Raw genomic sequence first — 11,946 nt, 5'->3', positions numbered from 1 at the left:
TAAAAGTTGGAGGAAATTGTAGCAATGAATAACAATCGTTCTTCAAGACACGAAAACAAAGAAAAAAAAGTAAACCGATTATATAATCTGTTAATTGCTGTCGTAGCGGTTTTAATTGTATTTGTCGGTGGTACGATGATTCTTGGAAACAAGGATAAATCGGATAACCAAGCGGAAACAACTCAAAACAATCCGCAAACAAATGACCAAAAAACGGACAAGACGGCTAAAAAAGACGATGATTCTTCGAAAGATGATCAAGTAACAGAGGATCAAGCAACGGACGATCAAAGCTCTGAAGATGACCAAAGCTCTGAAGATGATCAAGCAACAGATGAAGAATCAAACGACTCAGATTCACAGGCTGAAGTAGAGAAAAATCCAGAGCCTGGCGTGGCAGAACGCAAGGTAGATCCTTCATGGGATTCAGTAGGTACATCACAAGATGCTCCTGCAGCAACATATAAAAAAGGATCAACGGATTGGAACGAAATGCTAAAAGCTGTAGGCGAAGGGTCAGGCATTAGCCCAAGCAATATGACCGTATGGCGTCTAGGTAATAACGGTGGCGTAGGTAAAGCTGTAGCTACGGTTAGTCCTAAAGGCAACTCATCAACAAAATACCGCGTTCAAATTGAATGGGTAGATGGAGAAGGCTGGAAGCCCGCAGTAGTGGATAAGCTTCAATAAAAAAAGCAGCGCGCTAGCGCTGCTTTTTTATTTTGAAATGAACAACTGCAGAGTACAGTTTTTTACCTTGTTCATAGTCCACAGACATTTGATGAGATACGCTATGTACCTCAAGTAAAATCGCCTTATTTTGATCAATTTTTTCCGCAATTTGTTTTTCAAGCATTTTAACATCAGGCGCTTCAAAAAATTCTATTTTATCTTCAATCATTTCAAATTCAATATTCATCTTACGGCCTCCTTACCTCATTACTATAGTATAGCAAATAGAAAGTTAAAAGCTTAAAATATTTGTAAATGAAGAACAAACGATGACTAAAAACATACTATATCCATAAGAATTATTAGTTATGAGGAGGCGTTTTTTATGGGGCTAGAGTTTTTAGATATCTTTGAAAAGTGGGCGAATGAGTATGATGCATCGGTAAGCGGGAAAGATGAACAGTATAAAGAAGTGTTTCGCAATTATAATGAAATCTTAGAGTATGTAGCAAATCGTTCAATAGGGCATGTGATCGAATTTGGAACAGGGACTGGAAACTTAACAAAAAAACTGTTAGAAAAGGAACTAACCGTAGTAGGAATTGAACCGTCAGTGCCAATGAGACAATTGGCACACCAGAAATTAGGAGCAGATGTTTTAGTCACACCGGGAGACTTTTTACAGTTTGATACATCGTTGTTTCCAGCAGAGAGCTTAGTTAGTACGTATGCATTTCATCATTTAACAGATAAAGAAAAAGAAGAAGCTGTGATAAACTATGGAAAGTTACTTCAAACCGGTGGTAAAATAGTGTTTGCCGATACAATGTTTGAAACAGCGGATTCATTTGCTGATACCATTGTTCAGGCAAAACAAAAAGGGTATACGCAACTAGCAGAAGATCTAGAGAGGGAATACTATACAACGATCCCTGTCTTAAAGCAAATCTTTGAAAGCAATGGTTTTCACATAACCTTTACACAATTTAATCACTTTGTGTGGGTATTGGAGGCAACGAAACAATAGTAGAAAGAGGTTTTAAAATGAAAGTAGCAATCATTGGAGCAATGGAAGAAGAAGTGACGATTTTACGCGATAAAATTGAGAATCGTCAAGAAACAGTAATCGCAGGATGTGAATACTCAACAGGAACAATCAGCGGCGTGGAGGTTGTATTATTAAAATCAGGTATTGGAAAAGTAAATGCGGCGTTATCTACAGCCATCTTACTAGAGAAGTTCAAACCTGATTACGTTATTAACACAGGATCAGCAGGCGGTTTCCATCCAGAGTTAAACGTAGGGGATGCGGTTATTTCAACAGAAGTTCGTCATCATGATGTAGATGTAACGGTATTCAACTATGAATACGGTCAAGTGCCAAACTTGCCTGCAGCTTTTAAAGCAGATGAAAAACTAGTTCGTCTTGCTGAAGAAAGCGCTCTTGAAGTAACGGATATGAAAATTGTAAAAGGATTAATTGCTACAGGAGATTCGTTCATGAACGATCCTGTGCGCGTAGAGTTTGTTCGCTCTAAGTTTCCAGACCTTTATGCAGCTGAAATGGAAGCAGCGGCTGTTGCTCAAGTATGCTATCAATTTGGCGTACCGTTTGTTATTCTTCGTGCTCTTTCTGACATCGCCGGCAAAGAATCAAATGTTTCTTTTGAGCAATTTTTAGAAAAAGCAGCTGTTAATTCAACAAAATTAGTATTGAATTTTATTACAAAATTAAAATAAGCTGTTCATAAAATATAGAGTTTGTTTTCGTCTACACTCTGCATCGTTTGTCATAACATGGGGTGTAGACTATATTTTCATCTTAATTCCTACTTTATTTATAGGTTAAGTTATATTATTTCGATAGCGAGGTGTTCAAGATTATGAAGGTAGTCAAAAACGTTCATGAATTGATTGGAAACACACCTATGATTGAGATTACACAATTTGATTTACCTAGGGAAATCAGGATATTTGCCAAGCTGGAATATGTTAATCCAGGAGGAAGTGTAAAAGATCGTTTAGGAAAAGAACTGCTGCAAGAAGCTCTTGGCTCTGGAAGACTGAAGCGAGGCGGAACGCTGGTTGAGCCTACTGCTGGGAATACGGGGATCGGGCTGGCTTTAGCTGCTCTTCAGTACGAAATAAACGTCATACTATGTGTTCCAGAAAAATTCAGTATTGAAAAACAGCAGCTTATGAAGGCTTTGGGGGCAACGGTGGTTCAAACGCCTACTGAAGCTGGTATGAAAGGTGCTATAAACAAAGCTCAAGAGCTGCTGCGTGAAATCCCTGGTTCTTATTGTCCTCAACAGTTTGCTAATCCGGCCAACCCTATGACTTATTATAAAACCTTAGGGCCAGAAATATATGAACAGCTTGATGGAAAAGTTGACGTGTTTGTAGCTGGAGCAGGTACAGGGGGGACATTTATGGGTACAGCGAAATTTTTGAAAGAAAAAAATCCTTCTCTAAAAACAGTCATCGTGGAGCCAGAAGGTTCAATTTTAAACGGGGGGAAATCCGGTCCTCACTTAACTGAAGGAATTGGAATGGAGTTCATCCCTGATTATATGGAGCGATCTTATTTTAATGCTATTCATACTGTTGAAGATGTTTATGCTTTTCAAAGAGTGAAAGAGCTGGCTTTAAAAGAGGGGTTACTAGTAGGTAGCTCTTCAGGAGCAGCCTTTGAAGCAGCCCTGATCGAAGCAAAAAATGCAGAAAAAGGGGCTCATATCGTCACGATTTTTCCGGATAGCAGTGAACGGTACTTAAGTAAAAATATTTACAGTGGAGGAAGATAAGATGAAACGTAAAACACAGTTGATTCATGGTGGAATTGTTGGCGATGAACAGACGGGTGCTGTCTCTGTTCCTATTTATCAAGTGAGTACTTATAAACAAGAGGGAGCGGGAAAACATACGGGATATGAGTATTCGAGAACCGGTAACCCTACACGTCATGCCCTAGAAGAACTTATCAAAGAAATTGAAGGAGGATATGCTGGGTTTGCGTTTGGATCTGGTATGGCCGCTACTACTGCCGTGTTCATGCTGTTTAACAGCGGAGATCATGTGTTAATTACAGATGACGTATACGGAGGAACGTATCGAGTGATCACAAAGGTACTAAGCCGTATCGGCATTGAGGCTACTTTTATTGATACAAGCGATATCCAAAATATCGAGAAAGAAATTCGCCCTAACACAAAAGCCATTTTTATTGAAACTCCAACGAATCCTCTTCTAAAAATTACTGACTTGCAGCATGCTTCTTCAGTAGCTAAACAACACCATTTACTTACCATCGTTGACAACACATTCAGTACGCCGTATTGGCAAAATCCTATCGAAAAAGGCGCAGATATTGTTCTGCACAGTGCAACTAAGTATTTAGGGGGACACAGTGACGTTGTAGCAGGGCTAGCAGTGGTGAATTCCCCTAAATTAGCTGAAGACCTTCATTTTATCCAAAATGCGACTGGAGGCATTTTAGGACCTCAGGATTCTTGGCTTTTAATGAGAGGGATTAAAACATTAGGAATACGAATGGAAGAACACGAATTCAACACGGGGAAAATAGTAGAATTTTTACTTGCCCATCCTGCTGTGGCAAAAGTATATTATCCAGGATTAAAAACCCACCCAAACCACCTCATTGCTAAAAAGCAAGCAAGAGGTTTTGGGGGAATGGTTTCGTTTGATGTGGGAAGCGAAGAGAAAGCGGAAGAAGTACTGAGCAAAGTGAAGTATTTTACATTAGCAGAAAGTTTAGGAGCCATCGAAAGCCTCATTTCCATTCCTTCTAAAATGACTCATGCTTCTATACCGAGCGACCGACGTAAAGAGCTAGGAATTACAGATGGATTAATTCGTATTTCTGTAGGTCTTGAAGATGTAGAAGATTTAATTGAAGACTTAGAAAGAGCATTGGAATAAAGGTGGTAAAAATAGGATTTTTATAGACCTATAGATCTATGATAGAGTAGAGTTATAACATTCTACTGAGAAGGTGATTGTATGAAAGCTCAACACATCAAAGCAAAAATTGAAGATTACAGCCGCTTTATTTACGTCCTTCTAGCCGTAAGTACATTCTTGTATATTGGTGTTATGATTGGCCAAGGTGAAAAAAGTGATATGCAGCTTGGAATAATGGAAGCGATCGTTATTCTTTTTACCGCCCTTGCTTTTTATTTTAGTTATCAAACTAAAAAACTAAAAAAAGAATTAATGAAAGAAAAAGAATAATAGATACAAAAAGGCGATGATCCATCGTCTTTTTTTTATGAGGGTTAAAAAAATAAAAAAATTCCCTATTTTTTAAAAAAACAGTTTACTTTTTATAAGTTCGTGGATATAATTACCATTGTAAGGAAAATACTTTATTAAAAGGAGGTCGAGTCATATGTTAAGACGTTTATCAGGTATGGATCATTCAGTTTGGGCTATGTTCAAAAATCGTCTATATATGTATACTATTCGGCCGTGTTCCTGTATCAAGTAACTTTCTTACCTTGATCGTTAAAACACGTTAATTCACCACAGGTGCGAATAGTAGCCCTGTGGTTTTTATTGTCTTTCAGCCACAGGATGCTTATGCATAACTGTGGTTTTTTTTGTATAAGGAGGTGATTGGAATGACACTGAATATATTCTTTTTAACTATTACCATAAAGTCCCGTCAATACTCGGAGGAAGAAATTAAGCATGAACAGTATGTAAGACAATTAGAAGAAGAAATAAAAGACCGCAAGTATGAATTTTATCGTCATTTCTAATTTGAATAGTGGAAAGGAGTGGATGAATGATGATTAATCAAAAAGGATATATCGTTGTATGGCTGCTTGTGGAGAAAGATTCCACCTAAATGACTAGTAGGGGGAGTAATGATGTGTTTGCTGCGGATTATCATTTGGAAATTATTTTAAAAAAAGAGCGGAAAGAAGGATTAATTCTCCTTCTTTCCGCTCTTTTTTTTCTCTTTTTCGGCTCTGTAAAATTCGTGAAACATTTTCATCAGCGCTCGCTTTTCAATTCGCGAAACATAACTTCTTGAAATATTTAATTCCTTTGCAATTTCTCGCTGGGTTTTTTCATCCTGCAAATCCAAACCGAAGCGGCCAACAATTACTTCTTTTTCTCGATCATCGAGGATATCGATGTATTCTTTTATTTTTTCTAATTCCATATTTAGTTGAATCATATCAATTACATCGTCTGATTCTGATTTTAATACATCAATCAAACTGATTTCATTTCCTTCTTTATCCTGGCCAATTGGATCATGCAGCGACACATCTTTTTTTGTTTTTTTGAGCGCTCGCAAGTGCATCAATATTTCATTTTCAATACAGCGTGCGGCATAAGTAGCTAATTTTGTTCCTTTTCCTTGCGAATAACTTTCGATTGCTTTAATTAAACCGATTGTCCCAATTGAAATTAAATCTTCCGCATCCTCTCCCGTGTTTTCAAACTTTTTAACAATATGCGCAACGAGTCGGAGATTGTGTTCAATAAGAAGGTTTCGCGCTTCTTGATCTCCTTGTTCCATTAAAGATAAATATCTCTTTTCTTCAGCAGCAGACAAGGGTTGAGGAAACGCATTGTTTTTTACGTAGGAAACAAGGAAAACCAATTCTTTAAAGAAATAGCCTAGTGCGGTAAATAATGCAGACATCTCTACACCTCCATAAGGGGATATCAACCTGTGAGAGACTAACATTACACTATATGTAAAAAGAAGGATGTCTTTGCCTGTACGTTTAAAATTCCCCCCAGGGACAAGAGAGTTTGAAAAAGTCCATAGATTTTTCTTTAGAGATAGTTACCAGCCTATACAGAGAAAAAGTATGTACATACGCTAGTAGTAGTTTACAGTGTAAGGAGGGAGAGTATGTACGGTTACGGAGGCTGCTGTTATCCTAATTATCCAGCTTACCCATGCGGAGGAGGGTTCGGCTGGGGACTTGGATTGTTGATTGTTCTATTTGTTCTGTTATTAATTTTCGGAAGCTTCTATTGGTTTTTTAGCTGCTGGTGTTAAAAAAAACTCATGCATGTGCATGAGTTTTTTTAGATGACATATCCTACCGAATAGAACCATTCATTTTTAAGAATTCTTAAGGGATTTTCACTTTGTTTCTTAAAGAAGATGATTTATTCTATAATTAAGAAAAGAAGCAAGATGATAATATTCCTTTGTAAAAGTAAATGGAGCTCTATACTTTTTTTAGCTTGAACGTACTAATCATCAAGCAAGCAAGTACGATAATTAAAAACATATAAAAGTGTGAAGGCAAATAAGGGACGCCCAAGTAGCTAAGAGTTAATAAACAACCTGCTGCGGTAATAGGGAGCCCTGTAAAATACCCGGTATTTTCTGTGATGTTAAAGCGGGCAAGACGAAGTGCTCCGCAAGCAATGTAACAGATGGTAACAATTGAACCTGCAGCACCAAAGTGAGATAAAATACTTTGATAAAGTAGTAGAGCTGGAGCGATGCCAAATGATATAATATCGCACATGGAGTCCAGTTGTTTTCCAAGTTCAGATTCAATTTGCAGCTTTCTGGCTACCATGCCGTCGAATCGGTCTGCTAACGCTGCTAAAAAAATTAGTAATAAACTTAAGTTCAATTCATTTTTCATGACAAATAAAATAGCAAAGCTTCCTAAACTTAAATTAACAATCGTTAAGGAGTTTGCCGCTTGGGATCTCAGCTTTTTAATTGTATGATCTAGATAGTCTAATAAAAACAATTTCCTCACTCCTTTAAAGGATGGAATGAACTAAAGGTAAAAATAATGGTAATTTCATTGTAGACGCAAACCTTATTCTAGTAAAGAACTATTCAGTATGTGGAGGTAAAATTATTGTTGCAGCACCTGTATCGAACGTTTATTGAGCTTACGAATCACCAGGGATCATCGAAGCTCATTCGAAAATTCACTTTCTCTAAATGGAGTCGGTTTATTATACCCTCCTATACAAAAGTTTTTAAAGTAAATAAAGAAGAAATGGACAAGCCTCTGCATCATTATCAAAACTTACACGAGCTATTTATTCGTCGTTTGAAGCCTTCTGCCCGTCCGGTCGATCAGCAGAAAGACAGCGTTGTCAGTCCTGTAGATGCAAAGATAGAAGCATATGGAGTCATTACGCCTCAAAAAGAAATGATTGTAAAAAACAAACCTTATTCTATACAGGAAATGGTTTCAAATGATCTCATTCTTGAAAAATATATAGAAGGACAGTTTATCATCCTCTATCTTAGTCCAAAAGACTATCATCGCATTCACAGTCCTCTTAAAGCACAAGTAGGGAATACGTGGACCGTTGGACAAAAGTCTTATCCAGTAAATTCATTAGGAATCAAGTATGGGAAAGAACCGCTTGTGAAAAATTTCCGGAAGCTCACGGAGTTAACATTTGAAAATGGTCACATGCTGATGGTAAAAGTAGGAGCCATGTTTATAAACAGCATTGAAGCGGTTTCTAAAAAAGAAGTAGTCGAAAAAGGGGAAGAAATGGCTTACTTCACGTTTGGCTCGACTGTCATTTTATTATTTGAGAAGAACTCAATCACTTTTGATTCTAACGTCCACTCAGGTTCTTACGTAAAATGTGGAGAACCAATTGCTCATTTGAAAAAATAGAGCCTATATAATAAAAGAGTAGATAGATAAATGAAGATGCAGCTTTCTTTTATTAAGAAGGCTCTTTTATTCGTTAAGAAGGGATTTGTATGCTAATCTTTAATGATCTTCTTTCAATTTCCTCTTCAATTAATTTTATAAAATCAGGGCTTAATTGCAGTTCGGTTGCTTTGCTGTATGACTCAATAAGCAGCTCATCTGATAATTTTCTCATAAGATTGCCGCCACCTCCTACTAAAATAAATATCCTAAAAAGTTATATTTAAATGCTAATAAATTCCTTATTTATAATCTAACATGAATCAAATAAAGGAACAATCGTTCTGTTATCCACAGCTTTCGGTGGATAAAATGTGGGTATGTTGTTTATAATTACCATTAATTGCTGAACTATAACAGAGGATAATGTGTATAACCTTATCCACATAGTTGGGGTTATCATTTTTTGTCGAAAACTTTTAACAGAATTTGTTTACCACTTACCCTATTTGATAAGTAATAAACGTTTTCTGCACTATTTTTTATTTTAAGTTTGCAGTGGGTAAATATATCGTAAGCTCACGAACAAATGGAGGTTTACTGCCTTTTGTCAATAACTTTCTGTATAAAGTTAAAGCATTCACAAGGCATATCCTTTATACTAAGAAAAGACCTGTTTTTGAAGAGAATAAAATTTTAGGTTGGAAAATAACAAGAAGTCGTTATAATGATAGACGGCGTTAATTTTAGTATGTAACTATATATTCGAGGTGCATGATACGTGTTGAAACTTTTTTTACCAAATGAACATGTGAAAAACGTGTTTCAAATTAAGCCAGACGATTTGAAAGAGCGCGGGATAAAAGGAATTATTACCGACTTAGATAACACGTTGGTGGAATGGGATCGCCCTGATGCCACTCCGGAATTAATTGAGTGGTTTCAGTTAATGAAAGATAGTGGAATTAAAATTACGATTGTATCGAATAATGTGGAGAAACGAGTCAAGCTGTTTTCAGATCCAGTTGGACTTCCATTTGTATATAAAGCACGCAAACCGATGCGTAAAGCATTTAGAAGAGCTCTTCGTGATATGGAGCTGCAAAAAGATGAGGTTGTGGTCATTGGCGACCAGCTTTTAACGGATGTATTAGGAGGAAATCGCCTAGGCGTATATACGGTTTTGGTTGTACCAGTTGCGCAAACAGATGGATTTGTAACGAAATTTAACCGTAAAATGGAACGAAGAATTTTAGGTTGGATGAAACGAAAAGGTATGATTAACTGGGAGGATTAAAACGTGAGTGAAGAAAAAATACAGTGCGTAGGATGCGGAGTGGAGATTCAAACAGAACGACCGAATGAACTTGGCTACGCTCCAAAATCAGCATTAGAAAAAGAAGCTATTATTTGCCAGCGATGCTTTCGCTTGAAGCATTATAATGAAGTACAAGATGTTTCCTTAACAGACGATGATTTTTTAAAAATCTTAAATGGAATTGGTCAAACGGACGGTTTGGTTGTAAAAGTTGTAGATATCTTTGACTTTAACGGCAGCTGGTTACCTGGTTTGCATCGATTTGTTGGAAATAATAAGGTTCTTTTAGTGGGAAATAAAGCAGATTTACTGCCGAAGTCTATAAAGAAAAATAAACTAATTCATTGGATGAAGCGAGAAGCGAAAGAGCTTGGCCTAAAATCAGTGGATGTGTTCCTCATGAGCGCGCAAAAAGGACAAGGAATTCGAGAAATTGCCGAAGCCATTGAACATTATCGCGAAGGTAAAGATGTATATGTTGTTGGATGTACAAACGTTGGTAAATCGACATTTATTAATGCCATTATTAAAGAAGTAACGGGAGAAAAAGATATTATTACTACGTCTCAATATCCGGGCACAACGCTTGATATGATTGATATCCCGCTTGATAACGGCGCGTCTTTATATGATACGCCTGGCATTATTAATCATCATCAAATGGCTCACTATGTAGATAAACGAGACTTAAAGTTAATTTCTCCTAAAAAAGAAATAAAGCCGAAGGTTTATCAGCTAAACGAAGGGCAAACGTTATACTTTGGAGGACTGGCGCGCTTAGATTATGTACAGGGAGGCCGCAAGTCGTTAACATGTTATGTATCGAATGATTTGCATATCCATCGTACAAAGCTTGAAAAAGCAGATGAGTTGTATGAAAAGCAAGCAGGTGAACTGCTTCAGCCGCCGCGCCCAGAGCAAATGAGTGAGTTTCCTGAACTTGTTGCACATGAATTTACAATCAAAAATGAAAAGACGGATATTGTTTTTTCAGGGCTTGGCTGGGTGACGGTTAATGAGTCAGGTTCAAAAGTTGTGGCGCATGCACCAAAAGGAGTCGGCGTATTTGTGCGCGATTCTTTAATTTAAACAAAAAGGGGAAAAAATCTTGAGTACATTATATGGGCTAGTTGGTTATCCGCTTGGGCATTCACTATCGCCATTGATGCAAAATGATGCCTTTAAACGTCTGAACATGGATGCGCATTATGAGGCTTTTCCAATTGAACCTGTTCATTTTGAGTCAGCTATTGGAGAGCTAAAAGATAAAAACATTCAAGGATTTAATGTCACGATTCCGTATAAAGTTGATATTATGAATCATTTGGATGAAGTCGATTCATTAGCAAAGGCAATTGGCGCTGTAAATACAGTTGTTAATCAAGATGGGCGTTATATTGGATACAATACCGACGGAGAGGGGTATGTGACTTCTTTACTCAAAGCAGTAGAAGGCGGCTTATCCCAAAAAAGCATTTTAATTATTGGAGCTGGAGGAGCTGCAAAAGCTATTTTTTATACAATTGCAGCTCAGCACGCTCCCGATGTAATTGCGATATGCAATCGTACCGTCGAAAAAGCAGCTTTACTAGCTAACGAGCTGCCTTTTTCGACGAAAACGGCGGCGATGTCTATTTCTGATGCGGAAAAACAACTAGATACATTCGATATTATTATTAATACCACTTCGGTGGGGATGTATCCTAACGTTGATGAGCTGCCTTTAGCACTTACTTTATTGCAAAAAGAAGCGGTAGTCAGCGATATTATTTACAACCCTTTAAAAACAAAGCTTTTGAAAGAGGCTGAAGCAAAAGGGGCAGGCACTCATAACGGTGTCGGTATGTTTGTACTGCAAGGTGCACTTGCATTTGAAAAATGGACGAAGGTCCGTCCTGACGAAGAGGCAATGGAACACATTGTTCTTTCAACACTAACTAAGAGATAAGATACAACGGAGGTTTTTATGTTAACAGGTAAACAAAAACGTTTTTTACGTTCAAAAGCACATCATTTAAATCCAATTTTCCAAGTAGGAAAAGGTGGAGTCAATGAAAATATGATTGGTCAAATTGCTGATGCATTAGAAGCAAGAGAATTATTAAAAGTAAGCATTCTGCAAAACTGTGACGAAGATCGTGACACGGTTGCTGCTCGATTAACAAAAGGAACAAAAGCAGAGCTTGTACAAGTGATTGGAAATACAATTGTGTTATATAAAGAATCACGTGAAAATAAGCAGTTAATGCTTCCAAAAGTGAAATGAAATAGAGCGGGGAAACCCGCTCTATTTAAAAATGAAGTAAATTAAAGGAG

Annotated in this window: 17 protein-coding genes; 13 read left to right on the top strand and 4 right to left on the bottom strand. The window is 37.3% G+C overall.

The window, feature by feature from the left end; translation table 11 throughout:
* Nucleotides 1–24: 24 nt before the first annotated feature.
* The gene (locus WKH56_RS03700; protein ID WP_048019732.1) at nucleotides 25–690 is read left to right on the top strand and encodes a YrrS family protein; all 666 of its coding nucleotides are present in this window, start codon (nucleotides 25–27) and stop codon (nucleotides 688–690) included.
* 13 nt (nucleotides 691–703) lie between these two features.
* Here WKH56_RS03700 and WKH56_RS03695 read toward each other — a convergent pair whose 3' ends face one another.
* The gene (locus tag WKH56_RS03695) at nucleotides 704–919 is read right to left on the bottom strand and encodes a DUF2536 family protein (RefSeq protein ID WP_275210700.1); all 216 of its coding nucleotides are present in this window, start codon (nucleotides 917–919) and stop codon (nucleotides 704–706) included.
* A gap of 138 nt (nucleotides 920–1,057) precedes the next feature.
* On the opposite strand from WKH56_RS03695, the gene WKH56_RS03690 reads away from it, so the two are divergent.
* The 6 genes from WKH56_RS03690 to WKH56_RS03665 all read left to right on the top strand — a co-directional run bounded on the left by WKH56_RS03690 (nucleotide 1,058) and on the right by WKH56_RS03665 (nucleotide 5,456).
* A complete protein-coding gene (locus tag WKH56_RS03690; protein ID WP_028411672.1) occupies nucleotides 1,058–1,699 on the top strand; it encodes a class I SAM-dependent methyltransferase in 642 nt (213 codons plus the stop codon).
* 17 nt (nucleotides 1,700–1,716) lie between these two features.
* Nucleotides 1,717–2,412: a 5'-methylthioadenosine/S-adenosylhomocysteine nucleosidase gene (gene mtnN / locus WKH56_RS03685; protein WP_028411671.1), complete on the top strand. Its 696-nt coding sequence runs from the start codon at nucleotides 1,717–1,719 to the stop codon at nucleotides 2,410–2,412.
* 143 nt (nucleotides 2,413–2,555) lie between these two features.
* Nucleotides 2,556–3,479, top strand: coding sequence for a PLP-dependent cysteine synthase family protein (locus WKH56_RS03680; protein ID WP_028411670.1), 924 nt, complete (start codon nucleotides 2,556–2,558; stop codon nucleotides 3,477–3,479).
* A gap of 1 nt (nucleotide 3,480) precedes the next feature.
* On the top strand, nucleotides 3,481–4,614 hold the full coding sequence (locus WKH56_RS03675) for a bifunctional cystathionine gamma-lyase/homocysteine desulfhydrase (protein WP_028411669.1): 1,134 nt from the start codon (nucleotides 3,481–3,483) through the stop codon (nucleotides 4,612–4,614).
* Between the two features lie 81 nt (nucleotides 4,615–4,695).
* Complete coding sequence (locus tag WKH56_RS03670; protein WP_028411668.1) at nucleotides 4,696–4,926, top strand: YrhC family protein; 231 nt, start codon at nucleotides 4,696–4,698, stop codon at nucleotides 4,924–4,926.
* Nucleotides 4,927–5,315: 389 nt separating this feature from the next.
* Nucleotides 5,316–5,456: a YrzI family small protein gene (locus WKH56_RS03665; protein ID WP_014458165.1), complete on the top strand. Its 141-nt coding sequence runs from the start codon at nucleotides 5,316–5,318 to the stop codon at nucleotides 5,454–5,456.
* 170 nt (nucleotides 5,457–5,626) lie between these two features.
* Here WKH56_RS03665 and sigK read toward each other — a convergent pair whose 3' ends face one another.
* On the bottom strand, nucleotides 5,627–6,355 hold the full coding sequence (gene sigK / locus WKH56_RS03660) for an RNA polymerase sporulation sigma factor SigK (protein ID WP_013059268.1): 729 nt from the start codon (nucleotides 6,353–6,355) through the stop codon (nucleotides 5,627–5,629).
* 216 nt (nucleotides 6,356–6,571) lie between these two features.
* Here sigK and WKH56_RS03655 point away from each other — a divergent pair, with 216 nt between their 5' ends.
* Nucleotides 6,572–6,721, top strand: coding sequence for a hypothetical protein (locus tag WKH56_RS03655; protein ID WP_014458166.1), 150 nt, complete (start codon nucleotides 6,572–6,574; stop codon nucleotides 6,719–6,721).
* A 175-nt stretch (nucleotides 6,722–6,896) separates the two neighbouring features.
* On the opposite strand, the gene pssA is transcribed toward WKH56_RS03655, so the two are convergent.
* Entirely contained in the window at nucleotides 6,897–7,436 is a 540-nt protein-coding gene (gene pssA / locus WKH56_RS03650) for a CDP-diacylglycerol--serine O-phosphatidyltransferase (RefSeq protein WP_013059266.1), read from the bottom strand.
* Nucleotides 7,437–7,550: 114 nt separating this feature from the next.
* On the opposite strand from pssA, the gene WKH56_RS03645 reads away from it, so the two are divergent.
* The gene (locus WKH56_RS03645; RefSeq protein WP_028411667.1) at nucleotides 7,551–8,333 is read left to right on the top strand and encodes a phosphatidylserine decarboxylase; all 783 of its coding nucleotides are present in this window, start codon (nucleotides 7,551–7,553) and stop codon (nucleotides 8,331–8,333) included.
* Between the two features lie 73 nt (nucleotides 8,334–8,406).
* Here the strand turns inward: WKH56_RS03645 and WKH56_RS03640 are convergent, their stop codons facing one another.
* A complete protein-coding gene (locus WKH56_RS03640; protein WP_013059264.1) occupies nucleotides 8,407–8,547 on the bottom strand; it encodes a sporulation histidine kinase inhibitor Sda in 141 nt (46 codons plus the stop codon).
* Between the two features lie 549 nt (nucleotides 8,548–9,096).
* On the opposite strand from WKH56_RS03640, the gene WKH56_RS03635 reads away from it, so the two are divergent.
* From WKH56_RS03635 to yhbY, 4 genes are read left to right on the top strand one after another with little or no spacing between them, the layout of a single operon-like run.
* Nucleotides 9,097–9,609: a YqeG family HAD IIIA-type phosphatase gene (locus tag WKH56_RS03635; RefSeq protein ID WP_013059263.1), complete on the top strand. Its 513-nt coding sequence runs from the start codon at nucleotides 9,097–9,099 to the stop codon at nucleotides 9,607–9,609.
* A 3-nt stretch (nucleotides 9,610–9,612) separates the two neighbouring features.
* Nucleotides 9,613–10,719 (top strand): ribosome biogenesis GTPase YqeH, encoded by a 1,107-nt coding sequence (yqeH, locus tag WKH56_RS03630; protein ID WP_028411666.1) that lies wholly within the window; start codon nucleotides 9,613–9,615, stop codon nucleotides 10,717–10,719.
* Nucleotides 10,720–10,738: 19 nt separating this feature from the next.
* Nucleotides 10,739–11,578, top strand: a complete 840-nt coding sequence (gene aroE, locus WKH56_RS03625) for a shikimate dehydrogenase (protein WP_080968622.1) — start codon at nucleotides 10,739–10,741, stop codon at nucleotides 11,576–11,578.
* An 18-nt stretch (nucleotides 11,579–11,596) separates the two neighbouring features.
* Nucleotides 11,597–11,896 carry a ribosome assembly RNA-binding protein YhbY gene (gene yhbY / locus WKH56_RS03620; protein ID WP_013059260.1) on the top strand — a complete coding sequence of 100 codons (300 nt, stop codon included), beginning with the start codon at nucleotides 11,597–11,599 and terminating at the stop codon, nucleotides 11,894–11,896.
* Nucleotides 11,897–11,946: the final 50 nt, after the last annotated feature.

Source organism: Priestia sp. SB1, from assembly GCF_038898415.1.
Note: the sequence above shows the minus strand (reverse complement) of the source record. Positions and strands in the feature narration are given on the sequence as shown.